The organism is Persicirhabdus sediminis (genome assembly GCF_016595495.1).
Lineage (GTDB): Bacteria > Verrucomicrobiota > Verrucomicrobiia > Verrucomicrobiales > Akkermansiaceae > Persicirhabdus > Persicirhabdus sediminis.
Genome location: NZ_JAENIM010000008.1, coordinates 17,854 through 37,343, shown reverse-complemented (window position 1 = coordinate 37,343; position 19,490 = coordinate 17,854). Strand labels below are relative to the sequence as shown.

The window sequence follows — 19,490 nt, the reverse complement described above, 5'->3', positions numbered from 1 at the left end:
TTACTTCCAGAATGCGTACCAAGGTTTTTGCGGGCCGATGCTAGACGGGCGGCCAGCGTCGAGCACTTCATTCACTCCACACCTATCAAAGTCATCAAATAATGATTCACCTCCCTTTTTGAGTTTCTTCACGAGTTCATCGTTATGTAGCGGAATTAGGCAGTGGAAATGGATGGTTTTCTCGTCGTCTACCTTCAGCTGATAGAAATCAGCAGGCAAGGTGACTGGCGGAGCTAACAAGATCGCAGACATCTGGGTATTTTCAGCAAATGGCACTGGCGGATCACCGTTAGGGATCGTATGCATCGCCCATACCCAGCTGTTATAAAGATGTGGGAAACGAGCAATAGACTTCAGCATGTGGACTGGCCAATAGTTAGCCGTATCCTTCCATTCCTCTTGGCTCATTGGCCAGTCAGCTGGCAAACAGATCATCAGCTCAGTGTACTGGCAGTCGGCACATTGTTCTGGCGTTTCCATGGCTTTATCACTCATGCCTGAGGTCACCAGGGTGTAGAAATTTCTCTCCGCACTGGGTTCGACGATATGGATATCGATGTGAACGGCATCAGAGATCAGCTCGTGAAATACATTGGCCACGGGGCCGATGTGTTTTTCAATGTGCTGGCTGATGAGCTCAATATTCTCTTCATCACCTTGGGCGACCTCAAATTCCTTTGGAGCCTCGTTGTAATGATACACTGGCTGGCCAGATTCAGTAAATTCATCCGCTTCTCTCATGGCCTCATTGATAGAGAATCTAGCTGGTGGATAAAGAAAATTCCCCGGCTAGGAAGCAAAATTCTATCTAGCTAGAGATGAAGTCATCATTTCCAGCCAGCTAGAAATACAACAGCCCAGCTGGAAAAAATCCAGCTGGGCTGCTAAAAATGATCAATGCTAACTTAGAGTGGTTTCTCAATCACCGCGTAGGCATTGTGATTGTGGATCGACTCAAAGTTCTCAGCTTCCACTTTGTACCAAGTGATATTGTCCTGAGCATTTGAGCGAGCAGCTACATTGCGCACCAAATCTTCTACGAAGACTGGGTTATCGTAAGCGCGCTCGGTCACTTCCTTTTCATCTGGGCGCTTGAGCAAACTGTAGAGTTCGCAGCTGGCTGATTTTTCTACCAGATCAATAAGATCTTCAATCCAGATTGGCTCGTTAAAACGAACGGAGTAAGTCACTACACCGCGCTGGTTGTGAGCGCCGCGTTCGCTGATCGCCTTGGAGCACGGGCAAAGTGTGGCCACTGGCACCATCACGGTGAGAATAAAATCGTGGCTGCCATCTTTGCCGGCTTCCACCTCAAAGATAACCTCGTAGTCCATCACGCCAGCTTTTCCTGTCACAGGTGCTGGTTTGCTGCGGAAAAATGGAAATTTAAACTCAACATGAGCTTTGCTGGCGTCGAGACGGCCAAGCAACTCAGCTGGTAATTTCTGCATTTCGCGCACATCTAGGCAGTTGCCATGTGAGTTGAGCACTTCTACGAAGCGGCTCATATGGGTGCCTTTAAAATGATGAGGCAGATCTACCGCCAATGCGGTAGTCGCCACGGTGCGCTGAGTGGTGCCATCTTTTTCGCGCACTTCGAGCGGAAACCGCAATGCTTTCACACCAACTCGATCGATGGCGAGATTGCGATCATCAAGCTCGTTTTGAGTATCCTTGAGTTCCTGCATTTTTTCTAATCTGAAAAATAAAAAGCCTGCCCGGCTAAACATAGCGGACAGGCTTCTGTGAAAAATCTATTTCCCGTAGATCTCTAGGCCATGAGGTTTACTGCACGAGCACGCTTGATCTCACGAGTGATCTTGCGGTGGAGCTTAGCAGAAATACCAGTTACACGACGAGGAAGGATCTTACCAGTCTCAGTGGTGAACTGAGTAAGAAGTGGAAGATTCTTGTAGTTAACTTCAGCTTCTGGAATGTCGTGACGACGATGCGGCATCGGACGGTTAGCTTTCCAGTAGTTGATGCGGCGCTGCTTGGTCTTAGGTGTAGACATGAATTTGAATAGTTAAATAGTTAACGAATGCGACTTCAATTAGCGAAGCTCACGGTGCAATGTGCGACGACGAAGAAAAGGATTGTACTTAATCTTCTCAAGACGACCCGGTGTATTAAGGCTCTTCTTGTTGCGAGTTGATGTGTAGCGTGAAGTTGGTTTTCCTTCAGCTTTTGCTTCGGTGCATTCGAGGATGATGATGTCGCGTGGCATAGTAATTTTTTTGGGAAATTCTTGGGGAGCGGGAAGCTACCCATTTTCAGCCCGAGGTCAAGCGAAGAATACGCAATTAATCACATTTCTGCAAAATCCTCCCCTGCAGGCCATCTGCAGAGACGAATAGACAATAAAAATCCGATGGTCAACACAATCAACCATCGGAGAGCAAAGAAATTTCATTTTGCTAAGTATTAGCCAGCTGATTTCCAGCTGGCTGGCTACTTATAAGCGGAAGTTTGGATAGCTGGCAGTGCTAGCGCGGCCACGGCTGACACCGTTTTCCTGCTCCCACTGAGATTGGCACTCTACAGTGTAGCGGGCGAATGGCAGTGCCTCGAGACGTTCGTTGGGAATTTTATCCCCAGACATCTCGCAAACGCCATAAACTCCCTTTTCTACACGTTCGATGGCTGCAGCCACCTCGTGGAGCGCGTCAGTCTCTTTAGAAAGGATCTGTAGAGCAAAGTCGCGGTCGTAAGTATCGCTACCGGCATCACCACTGTGTTCGCCACCTGAGGCCTCACTACCCATAGGTGCATTTTTCAGCGTATCACGCGTCACCTGGTGCATGGCATCGAGAAGATTATCCCTGAGGTCCAATAATCGCTGGTGTTGCTTTTTGACAAACGCAGTCATCTTCACGGGCTTGGTTACCTTAGTAGTGGATGGACTTGATTTAGCTTTTGAGCTAACCTTTTTTGTATCGTCTTTTGCAGCCATAATGGAACTCTAGTATTTGTGTTTTTTGTGGGGTTTCACGAAATTATCGTTTTCCTCCATGATAGAAAACCTTCCAAAATGAAAAAAAACCCGCGTATCGCTACCCATAATTCCTGCAGGCGACAAGCATTATTTTGCCTTCGTGTCATGGTCCAAGCGTTCTTTCACAAGCATTTAAGACGCCACAACTCCAGTAAATCGTTCATCCTAAATGAGCTAAACAAGCGTGATTTCATACTACCGTTCGGTTTCTTTTTTTTGGCATTAACTTTTGCAACCTAGCAAAACGATCCGCTTGAGAATGAAAAAATTATCCAGCTGGGAATGCGCGTGATTTCAGATCAGCGCACGCCCATTTCTAGCTGGGAAATTCACCACAAATAGGCACGACAAGAACTGGTGGACAATTCTCAGACTCCAAGCGTGACAAATCTAAACCCAATGATCATCGTCAGCCCATGACGTGGAACGACCAATTTCTAGAACTCTTTGACCGCTGTTTACAAAAATACCTCAGCGGCAATACCGACTTCACCAGCTACTATACAGACAACGACTTGCTCTTCCTCGAGTCCATCGGCTACAAGCAACGCGAGTTCTTTGATTTTGTTGAAGACTTTGGTGACGCTGGCGTTCCTTCCATGTCCACCGCCCTGCTCATCGCCGCCGTGCGCCGTGATTTCCTCACCGTCGTGCAAGATGGCACGCTGAGCGACAAAGAAATCACCCGCGACCAGCTTCCTGGCAAAAGCGAGCAGCTCGACGGCATCGCCTACCTGCCGCGCATTATTGCCAAAGCCAAAGCCAAACTAGCTGGCGAGCTCGACCCAGACATCATGTTCAGCTGTGGTGGCGACCGCCGCTTCCTCAGCGCCAACAATCTCCATCCAGCTGACTTCCTACGCAACGTCTGGGCCGCAGGTGACGATACCCAGCGCATTGCAGACTACGTCAAAGCAGCATCGAAATAATCAACCAGACATCCAATTTACCACTATGAGCAAATACGCCGGCGAGCAAATCCTCGTCATTCCACGTCCACTCTTCGATGACCTCGGCAGCTTCCAAGGCACCAACGCCGACATCGACAAATACCTGCCCGTCATACTCAACCCGGAGAACAACTTCTTCATGGACCGCGCCGCCGCCGAGGAAGACCCTACTCATAAACAACTCATCCCCTACGCCATCTTCAAAGCTGGTGACAAATTCCTCCACTACAGACGTGGCAAATCCGGTGGCGAAGCGCGCCTGCACGCCGCTGGCTCAGTCGGCATTGGCGGTCACATCAACCCCATCGACGAACGCACCGACCACCTCGGCGAAGCCACCTACATGGCTGGCGTAGAGCGCGAGATCGAAGAAGAACTCAACATCTCAGGCAGCCATAGCCAGAAAATCATCGCCCTGCTCAACGACGACTCCAACGAAGTAGGCAAAGTCCATCTCGGCGTCGTTCACCTCTTCGAGCTGGAAAATGACCAAGTCACCGCCAACGAAGACGCCATCGCCGAGCTCCAGTTCCTCACACTAGAGCAGCTGCAAGGCGAATACTACGAATCACTCGAGAGCTGGTCGCAAAAATGCGTCGACGCCCTCGCCCAGCTGTAAGCCCACAGCCCGCAGCTGAAAGTCCACCGCCCACAGCCACACTTTCAGCCCACAAGCAGTAAACCAATCACCAAGCCAGCTGGCCAATAACCAGCTGGCTATTTTTTTGCTCATTCCCCAGCTGACACATTCCCCAGCTAAAAATGCCCCCTTCACCAGCGGCACCTTCTCCAGCTAGAAATCTCCCACCGCACCTTCTTCAGATAGCAGCACAAATTCCAGCTAGCCAATGCCCAACCCGCAGGGTTGAACAGACTTTAGCCGCGGGTCAACGAGCTCAGCGAGTGCCACCCGTGGTCGACCAGCCAGAAAAATCATCTGCCGAAGGCTGAATGGAACACCCGTGATGCCAGCCAACTCACCCGCTACAGCAAACCTAACTGAACCACTTCCTTGCGGCGATCGTAAATCACCAACTTCTTCGACTTCGCCTCTCTGTACATCGACTCCGTGCCACGCCCGCCAGGGAAAAGCACCACCGCATCGGCATACTCCGCCATCGTGCGGTTTCTACGTGGCCCAGCTCCGCGACCGTGTTCTTTCCAGTTAGGGTAAAACCGCTCCACCTTGACGTCATTGTTAGCCGCCCAAGTTTCACCAAATCCATCCGCACCAGTAGCTGGATCAGCCGCCGACTTCGCCCCACACGCGCCAGACACAATCTCAGAAACCTTCTCTTTCAAGCTGTCCATGAACTCAATATCTGCTGGCGTAAATTCATAATCTCGCCCTCCTGCTACAATCGTTTTCATAATCATTAAATGACGCGAACCAACTGACTCGCCCAAACAACTCGGGCGACAAAACTAACCAGCTGGCTCCATTCGCTACACACGCAGATGCAACGACATCCAACAATGTGCAATAGAAAAATTATTTCTAACACATGGCGAAATCCTGCATCCCTCACGTCTGATCTGCTCAGCCAGATTTACATTGAAAAAATTTCTACTCACCACGGCCAGCCAGCAAACCATTCACCCGCCAGCGAGACCAATTTCAAACTAACACACCTCGCCACCCGGCATCACGATGCTTATGCCAAATACGGATTTTGCGACGCTGATGGCTCAGGGAGAACTTGCTCCCGCTGAAATTTTTTCACACCTACAGCAGCAAACTTCACGATTACGCCGCCGCCAATCAATGCAATCACAGCGCCAATGATGAAACCAAACCAATAATCCCCATTGGCAACAATCACGCTCTGCCATGGCTTTGCTGGATTCACCAAACAAATATGCTCGCTGCTTTTGCCATAGCGCTCAGTCAGTGCCTTTTTCGCTTCATAGCCACTGCTGCTAGAGGAAGAAAAATCATAACGATTAGATCGATATGCTTGGCCCTCCCAGTGGTAGCGATAGAAAATATCCACACTATAAGTCTCCCTATCATCACCAGCGTGAGACCTGAGCTGACTCCAAATCACCTTGCACGGCGTCGCTTGCCAGCTCTTTGCGGCCTCAGCCTGCTGCCAGCCACGAACACCAAAGCCAAAGATCACCGCGATGCCGATGGCTAGTAATACCACTCCCGTAAGCCCACCTATCAGCCATGTATATTTTTCCGGCAAGCTTAAGCTCAGCGGAGAATCCACAGGTGACTCACCAGCCGCCAAGAGCCGCGCATGTCCATGCTGACTCCTCGCTACACAAATAACAAACACGCCCACAAATACAAAACTCATCGGTATAAGAATAAAAAGGTTCATCCAGCCCAGTCCACCGGCATGCAAATAGGCCTCTGTTGGATCCGCTGGATTGACGTAAGCTAGCACCGAGGTGCCGACGGCATAATCTTGGCTCTGCCGCCAGATCTGCGTATAATCCTTAGACTTACTCCCCTGTTTGGAAAAATAGCTGCTCTCGTAGTTTATCCCCGCCCTCTCATATTGGTATTTAAGCTGCAGCTCAAATGGCTGGTCATTTTGCGGCCGAATCTTCACATACGACTTCGTCACCTCTGCCTCTAATTGCGGCCACTTCTCTATCTCTAACGAACTCATCTGAAAGAAGATCATTAGAAAAATAGCCACACACCCCGAGCCTACAAAAACCGAACCTAACAACACCATCAATAACAATGGAGGCTTCTTTTCAGCTCGTTTTATATTCTTGGTGTTCATCGAACGCGCAAGATGCCTATAGGGCAGCATCGTGAACACCAAAAATTATGACAAAAATTTATCACCAGTGATTACTAGCTAACTCAAATTTCCAGCCAGCTACTTAGCCAACGACAACTAACGTGATTTCATCCTGAACCACGGCTTTTTCCGTCCAGCCACATCTGCCTTCTTCAAAATCAAAGGCTCACCAGTGGCGCTGAGCTCAAATTCATAACGGCAAAATTTACCGCCATCACTAACCAACTCCAACATCCACCCTAAGCGCAGCAAATTGCCACGGAAGGATAATGGCTGGCTCGGCAGCTCAAAGCTGAATGTCTGCTCACCGCTAGCTGAAGCTTTCAGATACTCAGTCGCCACCAGCTCAGTATCATTGCGGTCTCGCCCTTTAGCTAGCCAGAGTAATGACAGCTGCAATGAGTCTGGTATTTTATCTAGCTGCCACACACAGCGGCCGCTGATCACCTCGCCGGGCACAAATACTTTCTGATCGTAGGGAATTTCTATCTCTAACTTCATGTCTATTTTTCTATTCTAGGGGCTAATACCTCAACTTCACATTCATCATGCATATTGGGGAAAAATCCTATCTCCCCACTCACCTCAATCGACCAGATCACTGAATGTTCCTCTCCGTGCCAGCTGTGCATCAGATCTAGCGGCAGCTCAATTGTTGCCTTGCCATTGATCATCTCAATCTCCCGCTGAGTATCTAGCAGCGGCAACCAAGCGAAAATCTCAGTCGCCACCGCTGTGCCGTTATCTCTGCCCCCTTCATAGCTTTCCCGCTCTTCACCACGCAGATGAATCTGCATGCGCTTCAGACGACCAGCGCTGCCAGCTGGAATTTTCCAAGCAATCGTCACCTTTTCACCCAAGGCCAAATCTTCAGCTAGATAACTCACTAATAGCTTAGGATGCCCGAGCTCGATAATCGTCAATACCGCAGCGAATATAAAACCAATGCCAACACAGACAAAAGGAATCAAAAATACTGCTAGAAAGATTTCCAAGTTATCAGCCACCCAGCTGTCATAAAGGATTTTCAGGAATACTGAGACGATGCCATTCCAAAACAGAGCGAGAAAACAGGCGCCAATTACTTTTCCCCAGCGCCCCTTGCTGAGCTGCTGCTCCACTAAACCACTAGCTGAAACTGCCGCGCTGCTAGATTTTGCCAAATATGGGTTGCCCGCTTTGGAGCCGCCGTCAGCTTTGTTTTGCCGGCGTGATTTTGCCTTAGCAGCCACGCTGGCTATCATCACACCTCCGCCAACCAGAGCAAATATGCCACCAAAAATGAAGCCAAACCAATGACCACCATCGGGATCAATCACGCTGATCCACGGCTCAGCTGGATTCACCAAACAGGTGTGCTCGCTGCCTTTTTTATAGCGATCGGCTAGCGCTCTTTTTGCGTCGTAGCCACTGCTGCTAGATGAGGAAAAATCATAACGATTAGATCGATAACTCTGACCGTCCCATTGATAGCGGTAAAAAACATCCACGCTGTAGGTAGTGCTGTCGTCACCACTGTGCGTTCTAACTTTACTCCAAATCACTCGGCACGGCGTCTCCTGCCAGCTCTTCGCTGCGACTCCCTGCTGCCAGCCCTTTAGCCCGACACCATAAAATACCCCCAACCCAATAAAGAAAAATACAGAACCAAACAGAACCCCAAACAGCCAGCCATGTTTATTCATGAACTTCGACTTCTGCTGTGTGCTCACGGGCAACTCGCCTGCCGCTTCCCTCTTGGCATTTGCTCTAGCTGAAATGCCGGCCCACATGATCCCCACGCCAATCACCACAAATATCAGCGGCAAGAGCACAAACAACAGAGTCCCCCCCATCCCATCACTTTGCAGATACGCCTCAGCTGGATCCTCAGGATTCACATAAGCTAACACCTTCGCGCCAGCTGGAAACTCACGGCTCATCAGCCAGAGCTTAGTATAATCTTTATCCTTCTGGCCTGATCGGGAAACATTGTCGCCCTCGTAGCTCTCGCCGTCCCAGTCATACTGGTATTTCACCACCAGCTCAAATGGCTTATCCTGCTTCGCCCGCACCTTCACCTGCGACTGGCTCACCTCTGCCTGCGCCTGCGGCCATTTTTTAATCTCCGCGTCCTTCAGCTCAGAGCTAACAATGAGATAGCAAAACAGGCAGCCCATGCCCGCAAACACAGCACCAAACAATAACAGAACAATGAGCGGCGGCTGGCTTTTCTGATTATTTCTAACCCTAAAATTCATCTGCCTTCAAGATGACAAACAGCCAGCCAGCTGAACATCACAATCTTGCACAATCGTTTACCGCTAGTGATTGCTAGCTAACAATACAAAAAAAACCTCACCGCCGTCGCGGTGAGGTTTTCTAAAATCAATAATCTAGCGGGTCGATTAATAATCGATGAGCTCAACGTCGAAGACGAGGTGTGAGTTACCAGGAATCACAGGTGGGAATCCACGTTCGCCGTAGCCGAGTTGTGGAGGGATGATCAATGTGCGTTTTTCACCTTTGGTCATGTCGAGGAATGCCTCGTCCCAGCCAGCAATCACCATGCTCATGCCTACAGGAAATTCAAATGGCTGGCCACGGTCGACAGAGCTGTCGAACTTAGAACCATCCAGCAGGTAGCCGCTGTAGTGAGCTTTCACTGCTTGGCCGCGCTGTGGTTTGTCGCCACCAGCACCTTCAGCGGTCACTACGTATTTCAGCCCGCTCTCAGTTGTTTTGGCCTCAGGCCACTTTTCAGCAATCAATTGTTCTGACATGCCGATAAGCTAGCTAGCTGGCGCTGCCTTTCAACCAGAAAGCGCAGCAATTTCCAGCTAGCGAGCAAATGATAGTTGCTAAGAAATGCCCGACGATATTAGTTTGATAGATAGCTACTTAGCTGCCCACCTCGTCCATGATTTTGAACATAAAACAAACCGCGATGTTGATTTTGCTAGCTGCTAGCATCTCAGCTGGGCGCGCTGAGGTGCATGTTTTCACCAATGATAAGGGGCAAAGAATCACCGCTGAATATCAATATTCTACCACGACACACGTCACGGTAAAACTCCAGCGCAATGGCAAAATGTATACCATCCCGCTAGCGAGCCTATCAGCCTTTGACCGCGAGTTTGTGCAATCCGTGCGTGGGACGGATGAGGAAGAAGAAAAAAAACGCCGCGCCGCCGAGGACAAGATTGCTGCCGCCGATCTAGCTGCTAGAAAGATTGTCAATTTCTGCAACAACAAGATGGGCCAGCAAGTTGGCAATGGCGAGTGCTGGACGCTAGCTCACGTCGCCTTCACCTCGCTAGAGCTGCCGCGCCAAGGACAGCGCATCTGGGGGAGAAAGTTAGACATCAACATCGAGCACCCACGTCCCGGCGATATCCTCGAGCTGGAAAGCACCCAATTCTCCGACGGCTCACGCACCGGACCTAACCATACAGCCATCGTCATCGAGCGTACCGGGCGTGGCGTGGTCAAAGTGGCCCAACAAAACTGGGCGGGAAAAAAATTCGTCCACAGCTACCAGTTCGACCTGAAAAAACTTAGCTCAGGCAAGTTGATGGTCTATCGCTATGAAGGTCCTCCAGCTAAGGACTAAAACCTAACTCACTCATCATTGATGACTTATTGACGGATATCTAGAAACATGCTTATAGTTTGAAAACTTGTTTTAATCATGAAACGTCCACCAATTATCCCAGTTTTCCTTTCACACAGCGGCACTCGTTCCAGCTGGCTGATACCTGCAGTCTGGTTCAGTTTAATCGTCAGCTCACAGGCGGCATTGATGTCTGTAGCCTGGGACAGCAGCGATACATCAGCTGATGGCCAGATTTCCGGTCAGCTGGGAAATATTAGCGTCAGTGTAAACAATCAAAGCAACATGGATCCAGCAGCCCGCAATGGTGGACTATATTTCAGCACCGACTGGTCTACCAATCTGGGATCGAATAATGTACCAGGCATTGACGGGGCGGGCATTACCAACGATGCCGCCAGTTTAGACATGGGAGGAGCTAGCTACCAAACAACCACCATTACATTTAGTGAGGCGGTGGTGAACCCAACCATTCTCATCAACTTTGTGGACGATAAATCCCACCAATGGCTATTTGACTCATTGATGCCGCTATTGATCTTGCACGACTCCAATCAGGTAAATCCGCTCATTCAAGCTGGCAACCAAGTCTTCATCAATGCTAGCGAAGGAAATAATACAGCCAATTCTGGTTTTGCCATCCAGCTGACGGGCAGCTTTGACAGCATCAGCTTTGACAGCTCAAACTACGACTATCTTACGCCACATAGTGTAGGGTTCACCATTGTCGCTCAAGTCCCCGAACCAGCTACTATCTCACTGCTCGCTCTGAGCTCAGCTGGCCTATTTCGCCGTCGTAGATCATGAAATGGCCCCAACCCACGCTCTCACTGGCCATTTTTCAAAAAAAGACCGCGACCCATCAGCTGATGAATCGCGGCCAAACACACAGATACTATCAAAATTTTAACGCTTACGCGTTGCCCTTCACGAGGGATTCAACTTGTGGCTCATCCTTGCGGCTGAGCGCTTTTCTCATTTTCTCCAGCGCGATATTTTGCAGCTGGCGAATGCGCTCGCGAGTGACACCGAATTCACGGCCCACTTCTTCAAGCGTCTTCGGTTTGGCTCCATTGAGGCCAAAGCGTGCATCGATGATGCGGTGCTCACGCTCGTCGAGCAAGTGAAGCAATCCATCGAGCTCACCGTGCATGCTCTTATTATCGAGCGCTTGGTATGGATCGACAGCTTTGTCATCACCAATGATGTCGCCAAAGTCAGACTCCTCACCTTCGTGCACCGGTGCATTCAGCGATTGTGGTCGCTGCGCTGCGCGCTTCAGTAAGGCTAGCTTGCGAGCTGGAATGCCCAGTTCTTCAGCCAGTTCGTCATTACTAGGTTCGCGTCCCAGTGACTCGGTAAGCATCGCTGAGATACGGCGCATACGAGCGATTTTGTCTACCATGTGAACCGGTAGGCGAATGGTTTTGCTTTGGTTGGCCAGCGAGCGTTTGATGCCCTGCTTGATCCACCAAGCTGCGTAGGTGCTGAGCTTGCCACCCTTTTCTGGGTCGAATCGCTCAACTGCCTTCATCAGGCCGATGTTGCCTTCGGAAATTAAATCTGCAAGGGGCAGTCCATAATTGGAATAATCTTGCGCAATCTTTACCACTAAGCGCAGGTTCGCACGAATCATGTGCGCACGCGCTTTTGCATCGCCCTTCTTGATCCGGTCGGCGAGTTCAACTTCTTGAGCGGGAGTCAAGAGGTCAGTTTTTGAGATTTCCCGCAAGTAGAGTCGCAGGCTAGAGTCTGAGTCAAATTGTGACATTATCGTTTACGTGGTTGTTCGCTATGGAGGTACTCTTATGACGGCTCAATCGATGGTTTATTCCGCAAAAAGTGAAACTTTCTATTTGCTTAATACGATTGTTTGGGGCGCCGTTATATTATAAGAGCCACAGACGTGGGTTTTTGTTCATTTATACTTAGAATCATTCCAATATAGCGGACATCATCACTCGTCGTCTACACTTTTTTTGTAATTATCCAAAATAACAATTCCTCAAATCATGATATTTCAAAAACTCTAAGTAATTGAAAATGATCAAAATAGGAAAACAAATCACGACTTGACCATGTCAAGCGATCGGCTAGACTAACAATATGACCGTGCGCTTATTTTCTTCGACATTATTTGGTTTAGACGCCGTGGAAGTAGAGGTAGAAGTGAATGCAAGCGGCTCAGAAAAACCAAAAATATTCACCGTTGGCCTGCCAGATGCAGCGGTCAGAGAAAGTTCACAACGAGTCACTGCAGCCTTAAAAAACTCCGGACTAGGGTGGGACGATGGCACCATTACCATCAATCTCGCGCCAGCAGATTTGCGTAAGGAAGGGCCACGGTTTGACCTGCCCATCGCGCTGGCAATGGCCCAAACCAGCAGTGGGCAGGACACCATCCGTCACCCCGAGCGCTACTGCATCGCTGGCGAACTCGCACTTGACGGCAAAGTGCGTCCCGTAAAAGGCGTGCTCGCCATGGCTCTGCAAGCTCGTAAATCGGGTCGCCTTCGGCTCATTGTAGCGGTGGAAAATGCCGCTGAAGCCGCAGTCGTCGAGGGCATCGAAGTTTATCCGGTGGAAAACCTCAGCGATGCGTGGAATTTCATCACTGGCCAGATTTCCATGGCCCCCTATGATCTAGACCGCGAGAAACTATTTCACCAAAAACGCAGTTACAACGTCGACCTCAACGACGTCAAAGGCCAAGCGGAAGTGAAACGTGCGCTGGAGATCACCGCGGCTGGCGCACACAATTTGCTCATGGTTGGCCCGCCTGGCACCGGCAAGTCAATGATCGCCAAACGCCTGCCTACTATTTTACCTGATCTCAGCGAAGAAGAAGCGATAGAATCAACCAAGATTCATTCCATCGCTGGTCGGCTAGCTCAAAATGAAGCGCTACTGGCTACGCGTGCCTTTCGCGCGCCGCACCATACCATCTCTGACGCCGGTCTACTAGGTGGTGGTAGCAACCCTGGACCAGGAGAAGTTTCCCTCGCCCACCACGGAGTGCTCTTTCTCGATGAGCTGCCAGAGTTTCGCCGCCAGACATTAGAAGTCATGCGCCAGCCGCTAGAAGATGGCTACGTCACCATCTCCCGCGCCAGCGCCAGCCACACATTCCCCTGCAACTACATCCTCGTAGCCGCCATGAACCCGTGCCCGTGCGGTTACTACGGCGACCGCAAACGCCAATGCCGCTGCAATCCCATGCAGATAGAAAATTATCGCCGTAGAATTTCAGGTCCATTGCTAGATCGCATCGACCTGCACGTCGAAGTCCCATTGATAGACTATCAAGAACTGCATAATGGATGCAGCGGTGAGCCGTCAGAAGAAATTAAAACCCGCGTGGAAAACGCCCGCCTAACTCAACTAGCTAGATTTCACCAATCTCCAGAAATTAAAAATAACGCATCGATGTCTAGCAAGCTAATGCGCACCCATTGCAAAATTGATGATGCTAGCTCTCAGCTGCTAGAGCAGGCAATGAACCAACTAAATTTCTCAGCTAGAGCGCATGATAGAATTCTCAAAGTAGCCCGCACTATAGCCGACCTCGAGCAATGCCAAGACATCGCCGAGCACCACCTGCTAGAAGCCATCCAGTACCGCACATTAGACCGCAAGATGATGATGTGAGCCAGCTAGCGAGAGGATGCTGTGTCAGCAAATAAGAGATAATTATTTTCCACAAATAAAAATAAGTATGACACCCACCATGCAACTAACTAATAACTAGCAACAAATTACAAATTCACAATCTCGCTAAAATGATTAAATGCAGCGGCTAACATCACATTCAATCATTTTTTTTATTTGCCAGAAATAATTCCTCCTGCTCATATGGTAATCATACTATGAAAAACCTAATGAAACTTATCACCCTAGCCGTAGCGACAATGATGTTCTCATCATGCTGTGGCCTATTCCCATGCGGCGGCCGTGGAATGTCAGCTGAAGTGGAATACACCGAGTACGAAGATGCTACTCGCACTGTAGTGCCAGCTGGTAAAGGTGGCATGCCATACGAAGAAAGCTACAAGCGCCCAGTTACAAAAACAAAAACAGTTAAAGACGGCTGCTTCACATGTGGTTCTTCATACTGCCCAGCATCTAAGTGCTGCGGAATCGTTAGCGACGAAGTGCTCGCTCGCGCAACCACACAAGGCGGAACTGGTGAGCCACAACTCGGCCTCATCCCAACCATGAAGCCACTCGCTCCATAAGCAGCTTCACATAAACATTTTCATCTCGAGCCAAACCACTAGATGGTTTGGCTCGTTTGTTTGATAATGACTCGACTAATTGACAAGTGATCTAGCCAGTACGATAGGTAGCTATTAATTTACTCCATCCAATCGATTATGAAAATGACCACAAGCCATCTAATCACCGCTGCCGCTATCAGCTCAGCAATCGCCCTAGCATCATGTCAGCAAAAAGAAGAATCCGCTGCGAATTCTGATAGCTCAGAAGAAGCTGGCCAGCCACAAGCTGAGACCATGCCTGCAGCTGAACCGCCAGCTGAAGCCGCCAACCCAGATGATAGGTTCATCGGCATGGACCAAGAAGCTGCTGGAAAACTATGCGAAGAAGAAAATATCACCTATCGAATTATTGAGATAGATGGCATGCCGCAGCCAGCCACCAGCGATTACCAGCCAGAAAGACTCAACTTTGCCATCGCTGAAGGTAAAATTACAAAAGTCTCCCGCGGCTAAATTTTGCTTCCCTAACTCCCACCCCAGCTTAAGCTTAGCAAAGTCACATGCCTAAGCAACCCTACCTCGCCTATGCCCAGTCACCTCCACGCTTGTTAGCTGGAGCTAGCGTGATCTATTGGGGTGCGATGACAGGCAACAGCCTGATAGGCATCATCGTCGCCCTGCTCATTGAAGCGTGTAATTGGATCCAAACCCGCTGGGAATTTGACGACATCCACTATGTCCGCGCCTGGCACCTCACCGTGCTCATAGCAGGCATGACCGCCGCGGTGATGTGGCTAGATGGCATGCGGCTGCGAGAGTTTCACTCCATACTCATCTGGCTGCCGCTCATCTTTCTGCCCGTTGAGTTAGCCATGCGCTACGGAAACCAACGGGCAATCAAAGCCAGTACCTTTTCCTACTTTGCTCGCCGCCGCAACCAACACGACCGCAAACTTGGCCGCAAAACCAACAACTTGTTAGTCAATACTGGCTACGGCTACATCGCCCTAACGGTTGTAGCTATCGCCATTGGCTCCGCTGAAGATACACAATTTTTCATCGGCATGAGCACCATCCTCGCATGGGCACTGTGGAGCCATTGCAAGCGCGCTACTGACGTTCGCCCACTCGCCTTCACCCTCGCCATTATAATTGCCTGCTCGATTGGCTTTGTTAGCCAGCTCGCCATGAAGCAAGCCTACGAATACCTAATGAGCGGAAAATTCATGGGCTCAGGCAACCAAACAAATAGCTCAGAAAGCCGCACCAACCTAGGCCATCTAGGTGAGATCAAACAAAGCCGCGCAATCTTCTGGCGCATGACCGTGGAGCGCGGGCCATCTCCGCAGCTCGTGCGCACAGCCACCTTCAACCGCTATAACAATGCCGTCTGGCTACATGAATATAAAAATCAAACTGGAGCGCGCTACGACAAGTCAGACGATTACTACCGCGAAAACCGTCTAGCTGGAAAAACTGACATCCGCCCTATCATTCCGCAACCATTGCCCAAAGGGTTTGAGGTGAACAAAAAAGCCAATCTGAGATTCCGCGGTGAAGTGAGTGCCGAGCAGGCAGAAAACCCAATTCCATCGCCAAGCCAAACTTATGCCATTGGCGATCTCAGCAAGTTAGGTCTAGCCACCTCCATTGAGCGCAACTCATTAGGCACCATCCGCATTGTTAACCCAGACTACACCATCGTCGACTACACTAGCTGGGATAATTCTGAACTCGTGGTAGAAAGCCCACCTAACGATGCCTTTGACCTCGAAGTTCCGGAGGCAGAACGAGCCGGCGTAGAGCAAGTTGTTCGCCAGTTAGGACTACTCGACATGCCCGATAACCAAAAAGTCATCGCGCTGCGCAAATACTTCAATACCCAGTTCACCTATACCCGCCACCTAGATACTCCTAAGCTCGGCTGGGGCGAAGAAGGAATGTACATCACTAACTTCCTGCTCGATAGTAAACGTGGCCACTGCGAGTACTTTGCCACGGCGACGGCTATGATCTTGCGCTCAGCTGGCGTGCCAACTCGTTATTCTGTTGGATTTTCCTGTAGAGAAAATCGACCAGGCACAAATCAATGGCTGCTGAGAGGCACCCATGCCCACGCGTGGAACCGAGCCTACATTGATGGACGCTGGGTAGATGTCGACCTAACACCACCCAGCTGGATGGAAACCGGTAATAGCAACTGGCTCTGGTTAGGGCGGATTCAAGATGGCTGGAAAGAATTGCGCGAAGATTTCCACCTCTGGAGAACCAGCCCAGAAAATACAGGAAAACTCAGCCGTTGGGTTTCATTGGCTGCCGTCATCGTTTTCAGCTGGATCGGCTGGCGACTCTATCATGCTCGCAAAAGCTCCAAACAGCTAGATTCACATATCACTAGCTATTGGTCGGAAGAAGTACCACTTACAGCCATCAACCAGCTAGAGCCGATGGCTAGCAAGATCATTGGCCCGCGGCCACTTGGACAAGATCTCACTCAATGGCTGCAAAAGCTAACTGAGCACGGCATCAACGACCAAACCCTAGCAGAGGCTAGCAAACTCCATCAACAAGCACGATTTGACCCAAATGGGTTACCGACTGAAAACCAGCAACCTTTAGTCAAACTCGCAGCGGAACTCAAAAGCCAGCTAGCAAAACTGCCTAAACAAAGCAGCTAATAGCATTTGAGCTGTTGAGCAGTTAAGTCGCCGCAATGGCGCTCTGGATTTTTCACCTAAGTAAGGTCGCTAGATGGTCGTGTAGCTGGCAAAAAAAAGCCGCCCAATTCTGGACGGCTTTCTGATAATCATTGCTCAAGTAGCGCTTATTTCACGATCCACTCGCAAGTGTCGGTGACTTGTTTGCCGTCACGTGTCGCTCTAACTTCGATGGTATTTTTACCCTTCTTCAGCTCCACATCTTTCCAGCTGGTAATCATGACTTCGTCAGGCTTAGCCTTGCCAACTTCCTCACCATTCACCAACAGAGTGACCTCACCGCAATTAGAATAAACTTTCACAGGTGTCTTCTGTGAATCGCGCTCGACAAATCGCTTCGCAGTTAGGTGAACTACTGGCTCTTTTGACCAATTTGCCTTGTAGTAATAGAAGGCATCTTTTCTCACCTTACGATCATAGGTCACCAGGCCTTTGTCATTGATGCCATCTTTATCCCCCTCGGTGCGCCAGACACTAGCAAAATCAAACATGTTCCAGACGAATGATCCCCAACAATATCCAGCTGCTGCAATAGAGCGGTAATTTTCCTCATGCACGTGCGCCTGCCAACCTTCTGGGTGCCAATTGCCTTTAGTCTTAGGTCTCTTTAGTTCAAGCTCATGGTGATGGATAGATGCTCCAGCGCCGTACTCACTAATGGCAATACCACGTTTATTGCCAGACTCATTATGCTTCTTCATCGATCCAGGCATCCCTGTAGCACCACCGCCGTACCAACCTGGGTATTTGTTCATCGCTAAGTGATCGGTGCAGTTATTGAGTTCTTTATTGTTCTTGTTACTTGCTCCAACAGTAAATCGAGATGGATCTAACTCATGGCTAAGTTTATTTAGCGCAACCAATACATCATTGGCTGGCGGCGACTTACGGTGGTACATTTCATTAAACATGCTCCAGGTAAAAATAGAGCTGTTATTGCCATTTTGCAGAATCATTTCGCGCAGTTGATTTTTGCTGTTTTCAGCAAAATCTGGATGATCGGAAATACAATCAACCAGTGGCAACTCAGCCCAAACCATGAGTCCCTCACGGTCACACAAATCGTAGAAATAACGAGAGTGCGGATAGTGAGCGAGACGCAATGAGCGAGCTCCAATCTCACGAATCAGCTCCATATCAAGATCTTGCTCAGCCTCAGAGATAGCCCAACCTTTGCCGCCAAAATCTTGGTGGCGGTTGACACCGAATAATCTGTACGGCTCACCATTCAAAAAGAATCCTTTCTCCGCGTCGATGTGATAGAATCTAAATCCTACTGCATGCTCGAATTGATCTATCGGCTTTCCAGCTGAGGAAAGCTTCACTTCTAATTGATACAAATAAGGATCGTCGATGCCGTGCCACAGATGTGGTTTGGCTAGCTTAACCAGCGAGCTAACTTGTTTGCTTTCGCCAGCTGGAATTTCAGCATCCAGCTTGCTCTCAGCCACTTGCTTTCCCTCAGCATCTCTGAGGATAAATTGCAGCTCGGTAGCGGCTGATTTTGATAGTGAGTTATCAACCCACACATTCACTTTCAGCTCCGCATTCTCCTTACTGACGTTCTGTTGGATAATTTGTACCCCGTCAGATCCATAAATCAACGGACTGATGCAAACCTCGTTTTTAACGATCAGGTGAACTGGACGATAGATACCACCAAACACTGGAAAGTCACCTGATAGAGGGATGACGTCCTCGCGCCACTCGTTATTGGCGAGAACTAATAAATCATTTTCACCATCAGCTTTAAGTTGTTTGCTGATCTCGTAGGTATGAGCGGCGAAACCACCCTTGTGCTCACCTAACTTCTCACCGTTGAGGTAGCTTGTGGCAACCGTAGCGACCGCCTCAAACTTAAGAAAAACACGCTTACCTTCAATCGCCGACTTCGCTGATTTGAATGAAGCCTGATAGGCCGCTGGCCCTCGATAATAACCGTCGCGGCTCTGCATGTCTTTGCCGCCGCCATTGCTGGCATCCTCTGCGTTCCAAGTGTGAGGCAGCTGGACTTTCTCCCACTTTACCTCGGCGACATCTTGCGATTTTACGCCTTTGGAAAAATTCCACTCAGCTGGCAAACTGAGTGAACCTTCAGCAGCAAATAGCGAGCTCGCGCTCGCGAGCCCAGCCATACTACTAGTTACGACGACTCTGTGCAGAGGTCGACAAATTAGATCTTTGATAGTGTGTGGTTTCATTATGGTTCAGGTTAATCCCTGACCCAAACTATACGACACTTACACCCCACCCG

General features: G+C 49.6%; 20 protein-coding genes. 8 read left to right on the top strand and 12 right to left on the bottom strand.

Annotation, left to right across the window (positions count from 1 at the left end):
• From JIN82_RS00525 to JIN82_RS00505, 5 genes are all read right to left on the bottom strand, one after another.
• Positions 1-741, bottom strand: coding sequence for a suppressor of fused domain protein (locus tag JIN82_RS00525; protein ID WP_200309643.1), 741 nt, complete (start codon positions 739-741; stop codon positions 1-3).
• A gap of 164 nt (positions 742-905) precedes the next feature.
• Positions 906-1,688 carry a GTP cyclohydrolase FolE2 gene (gene folE2 / locus JIN82_RS00520; RefSeq protein WP_200309641.1) on the bottom strand — a complete coding sequence of 261 codons (783 nt, stop codon included), beginning with the start codon at positions 1,686-1,688 and terminating at the stop codon, positions 906-908.
• A gap of 83 nt (positions 1,689-1,771) precedes the next feature.
• Positions 1,772-2,014, bottom strand: coding sequence for a 30S ribosomal protein S18 (rpsR, locus tag JIN82_RS00515; RefSeq protein WP_200309639.1), 243 nt, complete (start codon positions 2,012-2,014; stop codon positions 1,772-1,774).
• A gap of 39 nt (positions 2,015-2,053) precedes the next feature.
• Positions 2,054-2,227, bottom strand: coding sequence for a 50S ribosomal protein L33 (rpmG, locus tag JIN82_RS00510; protein ID WP_200309637.1), 174 nt, complete (start codon positions 2,225-2,227; stop codon positions 2,054-2,056).
• A 228-nt stretch (positions 2,228-2,455) separates the two neighbouring features.
• The gene (locus JIN82_RS00505; protein WP_234041686.1) at positions 2,456-2,869 is read right to left on the bottom strand and encodes a TraR/DksA family transcriptional regulator; all 414 of its coding nucleotides are present in this window, start codon (positions 2,867-2,869) and stop codon (positions 2,456-2,458) included.
• Between the two features lie 542 nt (positions 2,870-3,411).
• Here JIN82_RS00505 and JIN82_RS00500 point away from each other — a divergent pair.
• Positions 3,412-3,924, top strand: coding sequence for a DUF5069 domain-containing protein (locus JIN82_RS00500; protein WP_200309633.1), 513 nt, complete (start codon positions 3,412-3,414; stop codon positions 3,922-3,924).
• Between the two features lie 25 nt (positions 3,925-3,949).
• Positions 3,950-4,564 (top strand): NUDIX domain-containing protein, encoded by a 615-nt coding sequence (locus tag JIN82_RS00495; protein ID WP_200309631.1) that lies wholly within the window; start codon positions 3,950-3,952, stop codon positions 4,562-4,564.
• A gap of 365 nt (positions 4,565-4,929) precedes the next feature.
• Here the strand turns inward: JIN82_RS00495 and JIN82_RS00490 are convergent, their stop codons facing one another.
• The 5 genes from JIN82_RS00490 to JIN82_RS00470 all read right to left on the bottom strand — a co-directional run bounded on the left by JIN82_RS00490 (position 4,930) and on the right by JIN82_RS00470 (position 9,472).
• A complete protein-coding gene (locus tag JIN82_RS00490; RefSeq protein ID WP_200309629.1) occupies positions 4,930-5,316 on the bottom strand; it encodes an SLOG family protein in 387 nt (128 codons plus the stop codon).
• Between the two features lie 284 nt (positions 5,317-5,600).
• Entirely contained in the window at positions 5,601-6,689 is a 1,089-nt protein-coding gene (locus JIN82_RS00485; RefSeq protein WP_200309627.1) for a DUF3592 domain-containing protein, read from the bottom strand.
• Between the two features lie 117 nt (positions 6,690-6,806).
• A complete protein-coding gene (locus JIN82_RS00480) occupies positions 6,807-7,211 on the bottom strand; it encodes a hypothetical protein (protein ID WP_200309625.1) in 405 nt (134 codons plus the stop codon).
• 2 nt (positions 7,212-7,213) lie between these two features.
• Entirely contained in the window at positions 7,214-8,950 is a 1,737-nt protein-coding gene (locus JIN82_RS00475) for a DUF3592 domain-containing protein (RefSeq protein WP_200309623.1), read from the bottom strand.
• Between the two features lie 147 nt (positions 8,951-9,097).
• A complete protein-coding gene (locus JIN82_RS00470; protein WP_200309621.1) occupies positions 9,098-9,472 on the bottom strand; it encodes an FKBP-type peptidyl-prolyl cis-trans isomerase in 375 nt (124 codons plus the stop codon).
• Positions 9,473-9,609: 137 nt separating this feature from the next.
• Here JIN82_RS00470 and JIN82_RS00465 point away from each other — a divergent pair, with 137 nt between their 5' ends.
• Together JIN82_RS00465 and JIN82_RS00460 are read left to right on the top strand one after the other, a co-directional pair.
• Positions 9,610-10,302 carry a CHAP domain-containing protein gene (locus JIN82_RS00465; protein WP_200309619.1) on the top strand — a complete coding sequence of 231 codons (693 nt, stop codon included), beginning with the start codon at positions 9,610-9,612 and terminating at the stop codon, positions 10,300-10,302.
• Positions 10,303-10,380: 78 nt separating this feature from the next.
• Positions 10,381-11,109 carry a PEP-CTERM sorting domain-containing protein gene (locus tag JIN82_RS00460; RefSeq protein WP_200309617.1) on the top strand — a complete coding sequence of 243 codons (729 nt, stop codon included), beginning with the start codon at positions 10,381-10,383 and terminating at the stop codon, positions 11,107-11,109.
• 106 nt (positions 11,110-11,215) lie between these two features.
• On the opposite strand, the gene JIN82_RS00455 is transcribed toward JIN82_RS00460, so the two are convergent.
• Positions 11,216-12,073: a sigma-70 family RNA polymerase sigma factor gene (locus JIN82_RS00455; protein WP_200309615.1), complete on the bottom strand. Its 858-nt coding sequence runs from the start codon at positions 12,071-12,073 to the stop codon at positions 11,216-11,218.
• Between the two features lie 335 nt (positions 12,074-12,408).
• Between JIN82_RS00455 and JIN82_RS00450 the strand changes: the two genes are divergently transcribed.
• From JIN82_RS00450 to JIN82_RS00435, 4 genes are all read left to right on the top strand, one after another.
• Positions 12,409-13,950: a YifB family Mg chelatase-like AAA ATPase gene (locus JIN82_RS00450; RefSeq protein WP_200309613.1), complete on the top strand. Its 1,542-nt coding sequence runs from the start codon at positions 12,409-12,411 to the stop codon at positions 13,948-13,950.
• A gap of 218 nt (positions 13,951-14,168) precedes the next feature.
• A complete protein-coding gene (locus JIN82_RS00445; RefSeq protein ID WP_200309611.1) occupies positions 14,169-14,537 on the top strand; it encodes a hypothetical protein in 369 nt (122 codons plus the stop codon).
• A 138-nt stretch (positions 14,538-14,675) separates the two neighbouring features.
• Positions 14,676-15,032: a hypothetical protein gene (locus JIN82_RS00440; RefSeq protein ID WP_200309608.1), complete on the top strand. Its 357-nt coding sequence runs from the start codon at positions 14,676-14,678 to the stop codon at positions 15,030-15,032.
• A gap of 47 nt (positions 15,033-15,079) precedes the next feature.
• Entirely contained in the window at positions 15,080-17,197 is a 2,118-nt protein-coding gene (locus JIN82_RS00435; protein WP_200309606.1) for a transglutaminase-like domain-containing protein, read from the top strand.
• A gap of 146 nt (positions 17,198-17,343) precedes the next feature.
• Here JIN82_RS00435 and JIN82_RS00430 read toward each other — a convergent pair whose 3' ends face one another.
• The gene (locus tag JIN82_RS00430; protein ID WP_234041670.1) at positions 17,344-19,371 is read right to left on the bottom strand and encodes a glycoside hydrolase family 2 protein; all 2,028 of its coding nucleotides are present in this window, start codon (positions 19,369-19,371) and stop codon (positions 17,344-17,346) included.
• Positions 19,372-19,490: the final 119 nt, after the last annotated feature.